The sequence below is a fragment of the Peptoniphilus sp. genome (assembly GCF_022767005.1).
GTDB lineage: Bacteria > Bacillota > Clostridia > Tissierellales > Peptoniphilaceae > Peptoniphilus_A.
The window spans coordinates 1-16,025 of the sequence record NZ_JALEOV010000086.1 but is presented as its reverse complement, the minus strand read 5'-3'; the positions used below and the strand labels follow the sequence as shown (position 1 = coordinate 16,025).

Annotated in this window: 14 protein-coding genes; 4 read left to right on the top strand and 10 right to left on the bottom strand. The window is 29.9% G+C overall.

Annotation, left to right across the window (positions count from 1 at the left end):
• Positions 1-62 precede the first annotated feature (62 nt).
• Positions 63-1,499 carry an aldehyde dehydrogenase family protein gene (locus MR285_RS06510; RefSeq protein ID WP_293559235.1) on the bottom strand — a complete coding sequence of 479 codons (1,437 nt, stop codon included), beginning with the start codon at positions 1,497-1,499 and terminating at the stop codon, positions 63-65.
• 301 nt (positions 1,500-1,800) lie between these two features.
• On the opposite strand from MR285_RS06510, the gene MR285_RS06505 reads away from it, so the two are divergent.
• Positions 1,801-2,691 (top strand): LysR family transcriptional regulator, encoded by an 891-nt coding sequence (locus MR285_RS06505; protein ID WP_293559233.1) that lies wholly within the window; start codon positions 1,801-1,803, stop codon positions 2,689-2,691.
• Between the two features lie 148 nt (positions 2,692-2,839).
• On the opposite strand, the gene MR285_RS06500 is transcribed toward MR285_RS06505, so the two are convergent.
• From MR285_RS06500 to MR285_RS06490, 3 genes are read right to left on the bottom strand one after another with little or no spacing between them, the layout of a single operon-like run.
• Positions 2,840-3,493: an ABC-2 transporter permease gene (locus MR285_RS06500; protein WP_293559231.1), complete on the bottom strand. Its 654-nt coding sequence runs from the start codon at positions 3,491-3,493 to the stop codon at positions 2,840-2,842.
• On the bottom strand, positions 3,490-4,332 hold the full coding sequence (locus MR285_RS06495) for an ABC transporter ATP-binding protein (protein WP_293559229.1): 843 nt from the start codon (positions 4,330-4,332) through the stop codon (positions 3,490-3,492). The genes MR285_RS06500 and MR285_RS06495 overlap by 4 nt, the downstream gene beginning before the upstream one ends.
• Complete coding sequence (locus MR285_RS06490; protein ID WP_293559227.1) at positions 4,322-4,711, bottom strand: GntR family transcriptional regulator; 390 nt, start codon at positions 4,709-4,711, stop codon at positions 4,322-4,324. Before MR285_RS06490 ends, MR285_RS06495 begins: the two co-directional genes overlap by 11 nt.
• A gap of 121 nt (positions 4,712-4,832) precedes the next feature.
• Here MR285_RS06490 and MR285_RS06485 point away from each other — a divergent pair, with 121 nt between their 5' ends.
• Positions 4,833-6,236 carry a phospholipase D-like domain-containing protein gene (locus tag MR285_RS06485; RefSeq protein ID WP_293559225.1) on the top strand — a complete coding sequence of 468 codons (1,404 nt, stop codon included), beginning with the start codon at positions 4,833-4,835 and terminating at the stop codon, positions 6,234-6,236.
• A gap of 51 nt (positions 6,237-6,287) precedes the next feature.
• Here the strand turns inward: MR285_RS06485 and MR285_RS06480 are convergent, their stop codons facing one another.
• The 5 genes from MR285_RS06480 to MR285_RS06460 all read right to left on the bottom strand — a co-directional run bounded on the left by MR285_RS06480 (position 6,288) and on the right by MR285_RS06460 (position 11,693).
• A complete protein-coding gene (locus MR285_RS06480) occupies positions 6,288-6,749 on the bottom strand; it encodes a hypothetical protein (protein WP_293559223.1) in 462 nt (153 codons plus the stop codon).
• 9 nt (positions 6,750-6,758) lie between these two features.
• Positions 6,759-7,028, bottom strand: coding sequence for a metal-sensing transcriptional repressor (locus MR285_RS06475; RefSeq protein ID WP_293559221.1), 270 nt, complete (start codon positions 7,026-7,028; stop codon positions 6,759-6,761).
• A complete protein-coding gene (locus MR285_RS06470) occupies positions 7,025-9,742 on the bottom strand; it encodes a heavy metal translocating P-type ATPase (protein ID WP_293559219.1) in 2,718 nt (905 codons plus the stop codon). The genes MR285_RS06475 and MR285_RS06470 overlap by 4 nt, the downstream gene beginning before the upstream one ends.
• Before the next feature lie 308 nt (positions 9,743-10,050).
• Positions 10,051-10,686, bottom strand: coding sequence for a hemerythrin domain-containing protein (locus tag MR285_RS06465; RefSeq protein ID WP_293559217.1), 636 nt, complete (start codon positions 10,684-10,686; stop codon positions 10,051-10,053).
• Positions 10,687-10,694: 8 nt separating this feature from the next.
• A complete protein-coding gene (locus tag MR285_RS06460) occupies positions 10,695-11,693 on the bottom strand; it encodes an aminotransferase class I/II-fold pyridoxal phosphate-dependent enzyme (protein WP_293559215.1) in 999 nt (332 codons plus the stop codon).
• An 86-nt stretch (positions 11,694-11,779) separates the two neighbouring features.
• On the opposite strand from MR285_RS06460, the gene MR285_RS06455 reads away from it, so the two are divergent.
• Both MR285_RS06455 and MR285_RS06450 read left to right on the top strand, forming a co-directional pair.
• Positions 11,780-12,853: a histidinol-phosphate transaminase gene (locus MR285_RS06455; RefSeq protein ID WP_293559213.1), complete on the top strand. Its 1,074-nt coding sequence runs from the start codon at positions 11,780-11,782 to the stop codon at positions 12,851-12,853.
• Between the two features lie 4 nt (positions 12,854-12,857).
• Positions 12,858-14,300, top strand: a complete 1,443-nt coding sequence (locus MR285_RS06450) for a TraB/GumN family protein (RefSeq protein ID WP_293559211.1) — start codon at positions 12,858-12,860, stop codon at positions 14,298-14,300.
• Between the two features lie 332 nt (positions 14,301-14,632).
• On the opposite strand, the gene abc-f is transcribed toward MR285_RS06450, so the two are convergent.
• Positions 14,633-16,025 (bottom strand): ribosomal protection-like ABC-F family protein (abc-f, locus tag MR285_RS06445; protein WP_293559209.1); only part of this gene is annotated, 1,393 nt, incomplete at its 5' end.

The window sequence follows — 16,025 nt, the reverse complement described above, 5'->3', positions numbered from 1 at the left end:
GTTTTATATTTGTTTAAAAGCCACTTAAAAAAGTAGCTTTTAAACATCCTTTTATTTTTCTATTATTCTTGATCCATTCCTTCTACATAAAATTCTTGGAATAATTCTTCAAGTGATGGCATATCTTCTTTAATAGGTCTTGCTACCCAAGTAGTGTTTATATAGTGTTTAAGTGCTATATTTTCAGATACAATATTTCCACCCCAAGTTCCACATCCCATAGAAGATGTAGCAGGCATACCATTTGTTGCTGATCCAGCATTTCCCTTGTTATTAGGTTGTCTAATCATAATTCTAGAAACAGGAGCAGCTTTTCCAAGTGCATCAATGTGATCATCGTCAAATGAATATAGACCACATGAGTGTCCCTTTCCGCCTACTTCAAATAATGCTCTCATCATGTCAAGGGCATTTTCGAAATCTCCTTCATATTTAAATAAAGTCAATAATGTAGTTAATTTTTCAGATGAGAAGAAGTGTTCTTTTCCAACGCCTTCCATTCCTCCTCCAGTTACCATTAAGAACTTAGCTTCTTCTGGAACTTCAATTCCTGCAGCTTCTCCTAATTTTTGAGGACTAATTGCAACTGTTTTTGGAAGTCTGTGTCCTTCTTCATCCCACATTACTTTTTTAACTTTTTCAGCTTGTTCATCATTTAAAAGGTATCCGCCTTCTGATTTTAAAGCTTCAACTAATTTATCGTAGATTGATTCATGGATTACTAAATTTCCATCACATGAACATCCTGATCCAAAGTCTGATGTTTTTGAAATTCTTGTATTAGAAGCTGCTTCTTTAATTCTCTCATCAGTATTAGCAGTTTCATCAATAATAACAGTGGCATTTCCTGCTCCTGATCCATAAGCTGGTGTTCCTGAGCTATATGCTGAGTGAACCATTGCTTTTCCACCTGTTGCGATAACTAGATCGGCATCAGCCATTAAATATTGAGTTAATGAAATTGATGGGTTTTTAATACATTGAACTATATCAGCTGGTGCTCCATTTTCTACAAGAGCTTCTCTAATTAAATCAACACATTTATTAGTAACGTTTTTTGCTCTTGGGTGAGGTGAACAAATCATTACGTCTCTTGCTTTAACGCAGTATATAGCTTGACCTGCTGGTGTTAAACAAGGATTTGTTGTAGGTACTAAAATTGCTAAAAGTCCTGCTGGCTTTGCGTATTTAGTAATACCTTTTTCTTCGTCTACTTCAATAGCTCCAACACTCTTTGCTCTCATACAATCTCTTAGGATTAGTTTAAGTTTGTTTCTTTTATTTCTTTTTGTAACTTTATCTCCTAATCCTGTTTCGTCTACAGCCTCATCACATAATTCTGCCCAAACTTTTGCATCATATAACTTTGCACATATTGCACGACATAATTTGTCTACTTCTTCTTGAGTATAATTTTCAATAACCTTTTGTGCTTTTCTTGCTCTTTCAACTAATTCTTTTAATTCACTTAATTGTTCTTGTGTAACTTCTTTTGCCAAAATAATCCCTTCCTTTAATAAATTCTTTGAAATTGTTTTCCGTATCTTTATAATATCTTCAAATTTGTTGGTATTCAATGATTTCAAATTGAGGTATCGTTTTCCTCCTCTCCAATCTTTCGCTCAATCATTTAGTTTTTTTGAATGATTAATGCCTGTTTTTGCCTAATTTTTTTGTGATTTTTTTTAAATTTATCACTATATCATGACAAAACCTTGAAAATAGGGTATTATGTAAATAATTAATCATTCGATTATTTTGCTTGATTGTACAAAATTTTGAAACAAAGGGAGTGATTTTTTGAATATACAGCAATTATATTATTTTAAATCTTTAGCAAAATATGAACACTATGGAAATGCCGCAAAAGAAAATCTAATATCCACTTCTAGTTTAAGTTACTCAATAGCTTCTCTAGAAGAAGAATTAGGTACTACATTATTTATTAAATCTGGCAGAAATATTAAAATTACTTGCTCTGGAAAAATTTTCTTAGAATACGCAAATAATATTTTAAATAATTACGAAAGTTGTCTAAAGGAAATTACCGCTTTTTCAAAGGAACAATTGGATAGTATAAATTTAATATCTATTGATTCATTAAGTTCTGATTTTATAGCTAATCTATTGAAGGAATTTAATACTAGTTTCCCTAAAGAAAAAATAAACTTTAAGCTTTCAACAGGCACTGATTCAAATTTTGTTGTTGAAAGTGTAAAATCTGGTAAATGTAGGTTTGGATTTTGTAATAGGATCGACGATCCTTTAATAATTAATTATTCTTTATTCAAAGAAGAATTTGTTTTAATCGCTCCTAAAAATAGATACCATTTTATAGATAAAATAAGTGACTTCTCTATTTTTGAAAATACTAATTTTGTCGCATTTAATGAATCTTATCCTATGGCCAACAATATTAAAAAAATATATCAAGCATATAATTTCCATCCCAAAATTCTTTATAATGCTTCGTCAGATATTCAGTTACATTCTTTTGTAGAAAGCGGACTTGGACCAGCAATTACACTAAATTCAGAAAAAATTAAACATTCAAATGTAGATGTATTTAAACTAGATAAATTGTTTGAAAGGGATTTCTCTTTTATATGGTTACAGGGATCAGAACTCAACAAAAATGAGCTTGAATTTAAAAAGTTTGTCATGAGTTATTTTAAAAATAAAAAATTTTAATCAAAAAACACTAGTAAACTTACTTTTAGGTAATTCACTAGTGTTCTTTTGTGTATTTAATTGATTGAAAAACGATTTATCTGTGGATATTACAAAGCCATTAAAAATTTTTTCTTAATATATATGACACTGATAGAATATTTAGTTTTTAAAACTCTCTTTTTTTATAGTATTTTTCTGATATCTTTACTGAAGAAGAGATTATAACCAAAATAATCAATGTTATTATTAAAAGGCTAAAAAATTTATTTTCAGTCATAAGTATTAGCATACCCTTTATATTGTCCCTAAGATATACTGTGGCAAATGACAAAACTCCAAATGCAAGAAAAGTAAAAGATGACAATGTCTTTGCCTTCTTGTATCCATATTTAAAATAAAGTGGATATTGAAGCGAAATTAAAATTACATAAATTATGAGATAAGCTGCTATATTTGCAAATACTATTTGTATATTAATTTTTCCCACAAAAAATAATGCCGCAATGGAAAAAATTAATCCAATTATTATACTTATAACAAATAAAACTAAGGTAAATACATATCTTCCTCTCACAACATTTTTATAATTTATCCCAAAAATTTTATAGAGTCCGTCAATTCCAGCTTCTTCTCCAATTAAGAAGGGATAAGATGAGTAAATTATTGCAAAAAGAAGTGGCATTGACATTGCAATAAATGGATTTTTACTTAAATAACAATAAGATGAATACAATAAAACCATTATTGCTAAATTTTTTAATGTAAAATAGGGTTTAATAGAAATATAATCTAGCTTAATTATTTTTTTAATGTCTTTCATTTTTTCCTCCCATATAAAACTAAAACTTTATTTATATCTGGCTTTTCAACAATTATTCCTTCTGGGATACTCCCTTCTTTTATATTTTTCACAAGTGCTTCAAAGTAGGTTGCGCTTGATTTTATGCCAAGGACTTCAAAATTTTCTAAGAGTTTTAATTCTTCTTCTCCACCTTTTAATACCAAATATCTTTCTTCAAATTCTTCTTTACTGCAGTCGTCAATAATTTTTCCCTTATCTATAAAAATTATATAATCAGCAATTCTATCTAAATCTTCTGTTATGTGAGTTGAAAATAATACTGTATTTTTCTCATCTTCCACAAATTCCTTTAAAATATCTGTAAGTTCATCGCGCATACTTGGATCAAGTCCACTTGTTGGCTCGTCTAAAATTAAAAGATTTGAATCATGGGATAGAGCAATTGAAAACATAAGCTTTATTTTCATTCCTCGTGAAAGTTCTTTAACCTTTTTATTTTTTTCAATCTCAAATTTATTCAAATAATCAAAAAATTTTTCTTCATTCCAGTTTTTATAGCCACATTTCATTGCTTCATTTACAAGAGAAATGTTCCAATCTTTCGACAAAAAAGAATCGTCCATAATTATTCCCACATCTTGAAGATACTCTAAACCTCTTGCATCTTTCCCATCAACAAAAATTTCTCCTTCATAATTAATTAATGATAGTATGGACTTTATTGTAGTCGTCTTTCCCATTCCATTTTTGCCAATAAAACCTGTGATAAATCCTTTTTTTATTCCAAAAGAATTTGGTCCAAGAGTAAAACTTCCATAATTCTTTTTTAAATTTTTTACTTCAATTTTATTTATCATAGTCCACCCTTTCATCATATAAAAATTCAAATAATTCTATAATTGTCTTCTTGTCTAACTTTAACTCTGCCGACAAATTTATTGCTTCTTGTAAGTGATTTTCTAAATTTTTTTGTAATTCTTCTCTTTTTACTTCAGAGTCCTTTATAGATACAAAAGTTCCCAGACCTTGTCGCGACTCAACAAATCCTTCAGCTTCAAGTTCGTCATAAGCTTTTTTAACTGTCAAGATGCTTACCTTTAAATCCTTGGAAAGACTCCTAACTGAAGGAAGTTGTTCACCAGCAGCCACAAAATTTTTTAAAATATTTTCTTTAATTGCGTTTTTTATCTGCTCATAAAGAGGAACTGCAGATCCATTTACCAAAATAATTTTCATTCTATTCTCCTTGTTGCATAACAGTATATAACACTATATAACACCTGTCAACTTTAATTTTATATATAATTTTTACAAATTAATTCATAAATTTTGCTATAATAAGCTAAAGGAGGGAGCTTTGAAAAAGAAAAAGAAAATTATGATTTTAATTGTTTTATTGATTATTTTTTTGCCAATTTTATACAGCTTAAATACAAAAAACCCAGCTGGAACTGATATTTCCAGTGAGTTTAAGCCTGCCGATTGTGAATTTTTATACGACCTTACTTATCTGAAAGATGGAAAGAGAATTCACCAGCAAAAAATCTTTAATCGCGAGATGGAAACTATAAAGAATGCTCAAAAATTTCTAATGATTGATTTTTTCCTATTCAACGATGAATACGACAAGTCCATGGACTTCCCTAATCAAGTAGAAAAAATGACTGATCTTTTAATTGCAAAGAAAAAAGAAAATCCAGAGATGCCAATTTTATTTGTTACAGATCCAATAAATAATTTTTACGGAGCTTATGAAGAAAATAATTTAAAAAAACTTCGCGAAAATGGAATTTATGTTGTGGTTACAGATTTGAATAAAATGCGTGATTCCAATGTATTAATATCTGGCGGTTACAGGGCCTATGTAAAATGGTTTGGTACATCTGGCAGTGGCTGGATCAAAAACTTTTTTGACAAAGACGCAGAAAAAGTAAATGTGAGATCAATTTTAAAGCTCTCAAACTTTAAGGGCAATCACAGAAAAGTTGTGATTTCTGAAAAGGAAGCCTTAATTGCATCAGCAAATCCACACGACCCAAGTGCTTACCATTCCAATGTTGCCATGGTCTTTCGCGGCAAATCTATGGAAGATTTAATTAAATCTGAAAGTATATTTTTTGACAAACTTCCTAATGTAATAGAAAATTTTAAGGCAGAAGAAATTACTTCTCCTTACAAATTAAAAATCATCACTGAGGGAAAGATTTATGAAGAAATTTCAAAAAATATAAGAAAAACGAAAAAAGGTGATGAAATAAATCTCGGAATGTTTTATCTTTCAGAATTTAGAATTTTAAAAGATTTAGGTGAAGCTTCAAAGCGTGGAGCATATGTTAAAATTATCGCCGACCTAAATAAAGATGCCTTTGGTCTTGAAAAAAATGGCACGCCAAATAGACCTGCCCTCTCTGAATTAAAGGAAGATTATCCAGACATAAATATTCGCTGGTATCAAACTTCTGGAGAGCAGTTTCACACAAAGTTTATTTATTTTAAATTTAAGGACAAAAATCCCCTCGCAATACTTGGAAGTGCAAATTACACAAGGAGAAATTTAGATAATTTTAACTTGGAAACAGATTTGGCTGTGGAAATGGAAAAAAATTCTACCTTGCCAAGAGAAATGGAAGAGTATTTTTCTAGAATATGGAATAATGAAAATGGCGAATATACTTTGCCTTTAGAAAAATTTTATGAAAATAGATTTCTTATAAGACTACTTTGGAAAATACAAGAAAAGACAGGGCTTTGCACTTGGTAAAAATCTATAAAAAATCACGGTACTTTTTTACCGTGATTTTTCCTTGTCATTTTATTCTTTTATTATGTTTTTTATCTTTGAAATTAAATCTTCATCAGAAAAAATTGCTGGACTATCGTATTTTCCAAGACTACCTGAAAATGTGTAGTGAAATTTTTTTGTATTTCTATCTCTTTTGGTATCATACATATAAATTGTGTCCTCGTCCTTTTTATTTTTAAATTTAAGTAACAAAGACTCGTGGTCTGGTATTGAGGCGTAAGCGTATCCTCCGTCGACAACTTCACATTTTTCAAGTAATTTTATTATTTCTTCCACTCTTTCTTGATCTTTGTCATCAAGGCTATTATAAATTTCTTTCGTGGTCATTTTTTCTTCATCGTCAATTACTTTCACAGATAACTCTTCAAATTTATAGCTTTCGCCGGAGTTAAATTTTACTTCATAGTCTTTGCCTTTGTTGCAAGATGTTAAAAAAACCAAAACAATAAATAAAATTACTATTTTTTTCATAATTAACTCCTACTTTGAAAGTTTATTTATTATGCTATTTATTTCTTCAATTTTTTCGTCGATTTCTCCTTCACTCTTACTATAAGATTCTTTGACGCAGCCCTTTAAATGTGCTGTTAAGACATCTCTGTTAATGTTCTTTAAGATGGAAATTGCTGCCATAAGTTGGTTTGAAATGTCTATACAATACCTGTCATCTTCAACCATTTTTATGAGTCCGTCAATTTGTCCTCTAACAGTTTTTAATTTTCTAAGCTGCACATCTTTTTCTGCTCTCATTTTTCTATTTTTGCAGAATAACCTGCTTCTTCAACTGCTTTTACAAGCTCATCAGATGAAACTTCTTTGTCGAGTTTTACTTCTGCTCTTTTTTCTTCTAACAATACATTGGCTTCAGACACGCCTTCTACACTTTCTAGTGCTTTTTTTACTGATGCTACACAGTGATTACAAGACATTCCTTCAACTTTTAAAAATTTTTCCATATTATCTTCTCCTTTATTTTTAATAATTTCATAACCAACATCTTCAACTGCTTCTTTTATCTCTTTAGGTGTTATTCCCTCGTCAATAAATTTTACAGTCCCACTATTGTGATCTGCAACTACTTCTCTTGCTTTTTTTGTGTTTTTTATTGCTTCAGATACTCTCTTTTCGCAATGTTCACACATCATTCCACCAACTTTTATTGTAGTTACCTTTTCTTTTTTAGTTTCTATATTTTCATTGTGTTTTTCTACAGAATTTATACCCCTTGGCTTAAATTTTCTAAGCCTAAGAGCGTTATTTACAACAAAAACTGAACTCATACTCATGGCAAAGGCTCCAATCATTGGCGATAATTTTATGCCAAATTTTGGAAATAAAATTCCCGCAGCAATGGGAATTCCTATTGTATTATAGAAAAATGCCCAAAATAAATTTTCCTTGATGTTTTTTATTGTTGCTTTTGATAGTTCAAGTGCAGATACTACATCTAAAAGGTCAGATCTCATTAGCACCACATCTGATGATTCAATTGCCACATCTGTGCCATGCCCTATTGCCATTCCAATGTCAGCCTTAGCTAGAGATGGTGCATCATTTATTCCATCGCCAATCATTAGGACTTTTTCACCAGATTTTTGAATTTCATCAATTTTTTTATTTTTGTCTTCAGGGAGCAATCCTGCAAAAGTTTTATCAACGCCAATTTCATTAGCAATGGCCTCCGCAGTCTTCTCATTGTCGCCAGTTAACATAATTATTTTCTTGCCCATTTTCCTTAAAAGTCCTATTGCATCTTTAGAACTCTTTTTAGGAAGATCTTTTACAGAAATTATGCCAATAACTTCCTTTGAATTTGCAAAGTACATTGATGTTTTGCCTTCTTCTTGAAGCTTCTCTGCTTTGTTTTCATAATCTTTTGTGTCGATTTTTTCTTCAAGCATAAACTCTTTGTTGCCGGCAAAGTATTTTGTGCCATCCAAAGTCCCACTAAGACCTCTACCACTAACTGAATTAAAATTATTTACATTCTTTAATTTTATTTTTTTCTCATTAGCATATTTTAATATTGCAGATGCCAGTGGATGTTGTGAATTTTTTTCCACTGATGCCGCAATTTTTATAAATTCTTCTTCATTTAGGTCTGTTATAATATCTGTTATTTCTGGTTTTCCCTCTGTTATAGTACCAGTTTTATCCATGACTATGACATCAATTTTGCTAAGATTTTCTAAAACTTCTGCATTTTTAAAGAGTAGTCCAAAGTCCGCACTTTTACCCGTCGCAACCATTATTGAAACTGGAGTTGCAAGTCCAAGGGCGCAAGGACAAGATATTACAAGAACTGAAATTGCAAAATTAAGAGAAGTTTCAAATCCGTATCCCATTATCATCCACGCTACAAAGGTTACTAGCGAAATAATTAAAACTGCTGGCACAAAAATTCCTGCAATTTTGTCTACTAATTTTGCAATTGGTGCCTTGGACTGATTTGCCTCATCCACTAATTTAATAATTTGTGAAATTGTCGTATCTTCGCCAACTTTTTCTGCTACAAATTTAAAGGACCCCGTTGTGTTAATTGATGCAGAGATAACTCTATCACCAATAGACTTTGAAACTGGCATAGATTCACCCGTTACTGCCGATTCATCGAGAGATGAAGAACCCTCTATTATTTTACCATCAACTGCAACAGATTCTCCTGGTCTTACAATTAAAACATCGCCAATCCTTACATCTTCAATATTTTTTTGGGTTTCTTTATCATCTTCAATTACAGTTGCCACTTTGGGTGCAAGATCCATAAGTTTTGAAATTGATGACCTCGTTTTATTTTTAGATTTTTCTTCCAAATATTTTCCAACTGTTATTAAAGTTAAAATCATGGCAGAGGATTCGAAATAAAGATTGTGTCTGTAATTATCAACAATTTCCATTTTGCCATATCCAAAGCCATAAGCCATCATGTAAATGGCAAAAATACCATAGACTAATGCCGCCAATGATCCTATGGCAACTAAACTATCCATGTTTGGCGCCCTGTTTTTCAGTCCCTTAAATCCTGAAATGTAAAATTCTCTATTGATGTATACTACTGGAAGTGCCAAAAGAAATTGTGTGAATGCAAAAATTATTGAACCTTCTCTCCCTTGGAAAATCCATGGACTTGGTAATTTTACCATATGTCCCATGGCTACATACATTAGCACGAGCATAAAAATAGTTGAATAAATAAGTCTATTTTTTAAATTTTTTTCCCTATTATCTATTTTATTTTCTACTGAATTTTTTTCACCAGCAACTCTTGCTCCGTAGCCAATCTTCTCCACCGAATTTATAATTTTTTCATCATTTACTTTATTTTCGTCGTAATTTACCCTCATTGAGTTGGTCATGAGATTTACATTTGCATCTATAACGCCATCTAGCTTTTCCACAGCTTTAGTTACATTGGCAACGCAAGATGCACAAGTCATTCCACTCACATCAAATTTTTTCTCCATATTGCCTCCTACACTCCCCCTGGGGTGTCTATGTTTTTATAGTAACACTTCTTTGATTTTTTTACAAGTATTTCAAAATAATTCTTAGTACAATAAAAAACAGTTACAAAGGAAAATCTTATAAAAACAAAATATAGCACTAAAATAATAAATACTATTAATTTTTTTCAAAGAATTGGTAAAGGAGATAAAATTGATATACTCAATAATTTTTATAATAAAAATAAACCAATTGGAATTATGTAACTAAAATAATCAAAAAATGGTCTAGCAAAGCTAAACCATCTCTAATTATTTATTAATTGCTATTACATCTTAAATAAAATTTCGTTTTCGATGTAAATATGTCTTCTCATGTCTTCGTCAAGTTCACCCATAAGTTTGTTAAGTTCTTTAACTTCAGGCTCCTCTGCATTCATCTTATAGTCGCGAGTTAGATATTTTATTCTGTCAAAAAGTCCAATTGTCTTTTCATGTTCTGCAATAAGATTTTCAAAATCCACGTTCTTTCCTGCTAAAGAGTCCTTAAATTCAAACTCTTCTTCGCTAGAAAAGTGTGAAACAAGTTCTGCCTTAATTAGTAGAAGCACTTCATAAATTACAAAAAGTTGTTCCCCTCTTTCTCTATAATATTTTTTGATTGCACCTCTAAAAATGCCATCAATTTTTTCAATAGTTTCAAGTTCCTTAGGATGAATTTCGTCTATAATATAGTTTATGAGCTCTTCTTTATTCATCTTTCTAACTCTTTGCATATCTTTAAAATCAGTGTGGTCTTCAACTTTTTTTATAAAGACATCGTAGTTTTCGCCAAGAGATTTTAGTGCGTCTTCCAGACTTTCCATAGCGATAAAATCATATTCTGCACCAAGCTTTTGAAGTTCCATTAAAACTTTTGGGTTTTCCATTACTGCAGCTTCAACCGTCATATTTCTGTCTAACATAATTCCTCCTAATTTTTAATAGAATTTAGAAATCCTCTTACGTCTTCTTCTGATGTTCTGTAATTTGTAACTAATCTAATTATTGAGTCTTTCCTATTATCTATTTCAAAAATATTTTCTTTTTCTAATTTTTTGATTTCATCTGGATTTGACTTTATAAATATTTGGTTTGATTCGCCAAAAAGTGGCTCTCTTCCAATTTCCTTTAGACCTTCAACTAAAAGTCTTGACATTTCATAAGCTCTCTTTGCATTTTTGTAATAAAGTCCGTCCTCGAATAATACTTTAAAAGACAAACCTATCAAAAAAGTTTTTGCCATCATGGCTCCCCTTTGTTTTAAATAATATCTAAAATCTTTTTTCAAGTCATCTTCTAAAATTACCAAAGCTTCGCCAAAAATTGCACCATTCTTTGTGCCGCCAATAGAAAAAATATGAGAATACTTAGCATAATCCGATAATTTTGTATTATTTGCAGCCATTGCGTGAGCAATTCTCGCTCCGTCAATGTATAAATAAAGATTTTCTTCCTCGCAAACTCTATAAATTTCTTTTATCTCTTCAAGGGAATAAACTGTTCCAACTTCTGTTGTTTGTGAAATGTAGACAACTTTTATTTTTACATCAATTTCTCCAGATTGATTTTCCACTAAATCTTTTATTTCACTTGCCCTTATTTTGCCATCTGAGGTTTTAATTGTCACAACTTTATGACCCGTTGCCTCAATAGATCCCGTCTCATGATGAGTTATGTGCCCAGTAGAAGCAGACAAAACTGCTTCATAAGGTCTTAAACAAAAAGTTGTCGCCAAAATATTTGTAGCAGTACCACCTGAAACAAATTCAATATCTGCATCCCTATCTATTTCTTTTAAAATTAATTCTCGTGCAGAGTTTGAAATTTTATCTAATCCATATCCAGAAATTTTCTCGTCAAAAATTTTACTTATTTCGTCGTAAATTTCTCTTGAACCAAAATCATTATAATCGTTTAAAAAAATATTCATAGCCACCCCATCCTATTCTTAATTAACATTATATATTAAATGTAAAAATTTTACAAAATAGTGTACAATAGAAAAGAGGTGTTTAAATGAATAGTCACGGTGCAAATGTTTTTGAAATTGCAAAAAATAATGGCATTGATATAAGAGACATCATGGATTTTTCATCAAATATAAATCCCCTTGGTCCCAGCAAAAAAACTCTCGATGAGCTAAAAAATAATTTGAATCTACTTTCCACTTATCCAGATGCAGATTACATAGATTTAAGAAATTCTATTTCAAAGTATGTAAATTGTGATAGTAAAAATATCGTGCTTGGGCTTGGCTCCACAGAAATTTTAAAGGATGCCATAAAGTTTTTTGCTCCAAAAATTTCCATGATCCTTTCGCCATGTTACTCTGAGTATGAAAATGAACTCAGAAAAATAAATTCAAAAATTATAGAGTATAAATTAGATGAAAAAAATAATTTTAAAATAAATTTAGATGAATTTATCAAAAATATCATCGAAAAAAAAATTGAGTTTGTTGTTTTTGCAAATCCAAATAATCCAACGGGAACAATTTTAAATGCAGAGGAAATTGAAAAAATTCTAAAAGAAACAGATGCTAAAATTTTGATTGATGAAACTTACATAGAATTTACAGATATATCAGTCTACTCTTCCACAAAATTAATTGATTCTTATAAAAATCTTGCAGTGGTACGGGGCACATCCAAATTTTTTGCTCTTCCTGGCATTAGGCTTGGCTATGGACTATCTTCTGATGAAAATTTTTTAAATTATTTTAAAAATAAAGAAATACTTTGGCAAATAAATTCTGTTGCAGAAATTTGTGGCAAAGTTATGTTTTCTGATGAAGATTATATTTCTCGCGTCTTTAACTTTATAACTTCAAGGAGAAATTATATATTCCACGAGATTTCAAAAATAAAAAATTTGAAACCTCAAAAAAGTTTTGGGAATTTTATCTTGATAAAAATTTTAGATGGAATTAAGTCGACGGAACTTCGCGAAAACCTTTTGGAAAAGGGCATAGTAATTCGAGACTGTAAAAGTTTTAAAAATTTAGATGAAAATTATTTTAGGATTTGTGTTTTAAACGATGACTCAAATGAAAAACTTTTAAAAAACTTAAAAGAAATTTATATGAGGTGAAATTTTGAATAAAAATAAAAAATTAACTAAATTAAAAAAAATATTTTCTGTTTTAGTTTTAGTTCCAACACTTCTAATTCCAAGTTTTGCAAGTGCCACAGCTAATGCTCCTATTGTAACAGAAATTAAATCTGAAAATGTAAAAATCGAGGAAAATCAAAATACTTTAAACAAAAAAATAAAAGAAGCTCACGAGATAAAATCCAAAAAAGATAATTTATCCGAAACTAAAAATCCAGTTTTTAGTCCGTGGGCTACAAAGGACCTAAACGAGGCACAGTTTATGGGACTTTATCCTGCGAAAGATTTTTTCAATGGCAGGGACTTTAGGAAACCCGTAACATTGGAAGATGCCAACACTTGTTATAAACTTTCAAAGAAAAAAATTGAAGAAAGAGGCATAGAGACAGCTGGAAACTTCACTTTTAACAAACTTACTCGTGGAGAAATTTTAAATTCAATTTCAAAACTATTAAAAGATGAAAAATTTGAAATAAAAAATTTGAAAAAAGCAAAAATATTTTTAGGTTCTGAAGATGAAAAGTATTTAAATTCAAAAATTTCTCTAGAAGAGATGATCTCTTTATATTCAAGAGCTGTGAATAAAGTTTTGCAAGATAATGATAAAGTTTCCAGAGGATTTTTCTACGAAATAAACAACAAGGAAAATAAAATTTATATGCTTGGCTCAATTCACCTTGGAAATAGTTCCCTTTACCCAATAGACAAAAATATTTTAAATGCACTAAAATCTTCCGACAAGATTTTTATGGAAATTGATTTGTCAAAAAAAGATGAAGCAAAAAAAATGCGTGAAAAAATTTACTATAAAGATGGCAAAACTTTAAAAGATGATTTAGGAGATGAACTTTATTCAAGAGTTCTAAATTTATTTAAAGGTTTTGGAATGAAGGAAGCTGATATAAAAACTCTTAGACCTTGGGCAGTTTACAACACTTTGTCAATTGATCCATCAGGAGAAACTGCAAGAGCAAGTTTTGGAGTTGAATCCTACTTTATGAATCTAAGTCTATTAAATAAAATTGAAATCGGAGAACTTGAATCCATAGAGTATCAATCCAATATCCTTGCAAACTTTGACAATGCATCCTATATAAAGATGATTGAATCTCTAACAAGTGAAATAGAAAAAAATGGCTATAAAAATATAAATTTAAGTCTAGACAATTTGCTAGATGCCTGGCAAAGTGGCGACAAAGTTAAAATGAAATCTATTTTATCTGCTGAAGGAGACGAAGAGTCTGAAAAATTTAACGAAGCACTTTTAAGCGAAAGAGATAAGGGCATGGCAAAAAAAATAGATGCAATGCTAAAAAAAGATGGAAAAAACACATACTTCATATTAGTTGGATCCGCTCATTTAGTTCCAGAAAATTCTGTAACAGGAATTTTAAAAGCCATGGGATACAATGTAATTGAAAAATAATCGTAGTTTAAATATAATCAAATACCTCCAAGCAGTAGCTAATTTTAATAAACTATTTACTTGGTGGTATTTTTTTGTATAAAATCTAAATAAAATGTATAAATAAAATTAAAAATATTTTTGTATTTCAAAAAACATCAGTTCAATCTAGTTAGAAGGCACTAATACACAAAAATTTTCACACTACCAAAGATATTCTCTATTAAAATTTTTTCATCTATAATTTCATTTTCTTGTCCTTTCTTTTTTTATTTTAAACAATAAAAACAGTAAACCAATTTGATCTACTGTCCTACATTAACCTCGTCTTTAATTGTTAATTGTTTATTTTGTTATAATTGTATTATTTTATTTGCTATATTTTCTACAAATCGCTTATCATGTTCAACAAATATTAGTGTCGGCTTTGCTTCTTTTATAATTTCTTCAATTTGTATTCTAGATATTGCATCTATATAATTCAGCGGTTCGTCCCAAACAAAAATATGAGCTGGTTTTGACAAGCTTACAGCAATTAAAACTTTCTTTTTTTGTCCATCACTATAATTTTTCATATCCATTTCAAATAATTCTCTAGCAAAATCTAATTTTCTAAGAATTGTTTTACACAATGTTTCATCGACCGATTGCCTATGAATATACTCATTTAAACTCCCTATTAAATTAGATGTATCTTGAGGAATATAGGATATTTTTAAATTACTTGCTAATTTTATCTCACCTGTATATTCATGATTTAAGCCTAATAAAATTTTAATCAAGGTTGATTTTCCACTGCCATTACTACCATATATAGCTACTATATCGCCTTGTTTTATCTCAAAGCTTACATTGCTTAATATCTGCTTTTCTCCATAGTATGATGATAAATTGTCAATTGATATTAGAGAATTTTTATGATGATGTAAATTATGCAATAATAGACTTTCCTTTGTTTCAATATCTTTTAGTAAAATCTGTTTTTCTTCTATTGCCTTATTTTGTCTATTCTCTAAATTCTTGGACTTCTTCATCATCTTAGCGGACTGATGTCCTATATAACCCTTGTCTGGCTTTACGCCAGATACCTTTACGCCATTTTTCATGTTTTCAATTTTATCCGCCCAAATTTTACTTTGTCTCGCTGCTTCCCTTAATCGCTTAATATCTTTTCTTATTTTCTCATTTTGACTGATTTCAAATTGGTCTTTCATCAATTTATTTTCATACCATGATGTAAAATTTCCTGATTGAACATCAATAGAATTTCTATTAATTGAAATCACATGATCGATACAACCATCTAAAAAATCTCTATCATGAGATATTAACAAAAACCCTTTTTTACTTTTCAGATATTCACTTACAATTTTTCTTCCGTCCATATCTAAATGGTTTGTTGGTTCATCAATAAGTAAAAAACCATCTTCTTTTGTAAACAAAATAGCTAAAAGGATTTTTGTTTGTTCTCCTTTAGAAAGTGTTTCAAACTCTCTGTAAACAAGATTCTCATCTACATTCAGCAAATTAAGTTCTCTAAATAATTTCCATTCTTCCTCATCTAATATTAGTTCTTTATATAACTCAATCCCCAATTTTGAAGTATCACTTATATTGGGTGGGAATTTAATAAAGTCAACACTTTTGCTGATTTTCCCCTTATAAATTTCCTGGTTTAGAAGTAGCTTAAACAGTGTTGATTTACCAATTCCATTTCTTCCTATTAGCCCTGTTTTCCAATTCGTA

Excerpts from the sequence above, each read along its gene's own strand:
- MR285_RS06500 (WP_293559231.1), bottom strand. The coding sequence starts at position 3,493 with ATGAAAGACATTAAAAAAATAATTAAGCTAGATTATATTTCTATTAAA.
- MR285_RS06495 (WP_293559229.1), bottom strand. The coding sequence starts at position 4,332 with ATGATAAATAAAATTGAAGTAAAAAATTTAAAAAAGAATTATGGAAGT.
- MR285_RS06490 (WP_293559227.1), bottom strand. The coding sequence starts at position 4,711 with ATGAAAATTATTTTGGTAAATGGATCTGCAGTTCCTCTTTATGAGCAG.
- MR285_RS06480 (WP_293559223.1), bottom strand. The coding sequence starts at position 6,749 with ATGAAAAAAATAGTAATTTTATTTATTGTTTTGGTTTTTTTAACATCT.
- MR285_RS06475 (WP_293559221.1), bottom strand. The coding sequence starts at position 7,028 with ATGAGAGCAGAAAAAGATGTGCAGCTTAGAAAATTAAAAACTGTTAGA.
- MR285_RS06470 (WP_293559219.1), bottom strand. The coding sequence starts at position 9,742 with ATGGAGAAAAAATTTGATGTGAGTGGAATGACTTGTGCATCTTGCGTT.
- MR285_RS06465 (WP_293559217.1), bottom strand. The coding sequence starts at position 10,686 with ATGTTAGACAGAAATATGACGGTTGAAGCTGCAGTAATGGAAAACCCA.
- MR285_RS06460 (WP_293559215.1), bottom strand. The coding sequence starts at position 11,693 with ATGAATATTTTTTTAAACGATTATAATGATTTTGGTTCAAGAGAAATT.
- MR285_RS06455 (WP_293559213.1), top strand. The coding sequence starts at position 11,780 with ATGAATAGTCACGGTGCAAATGTTTTTGAAATTGCAAAAAATAATGGC.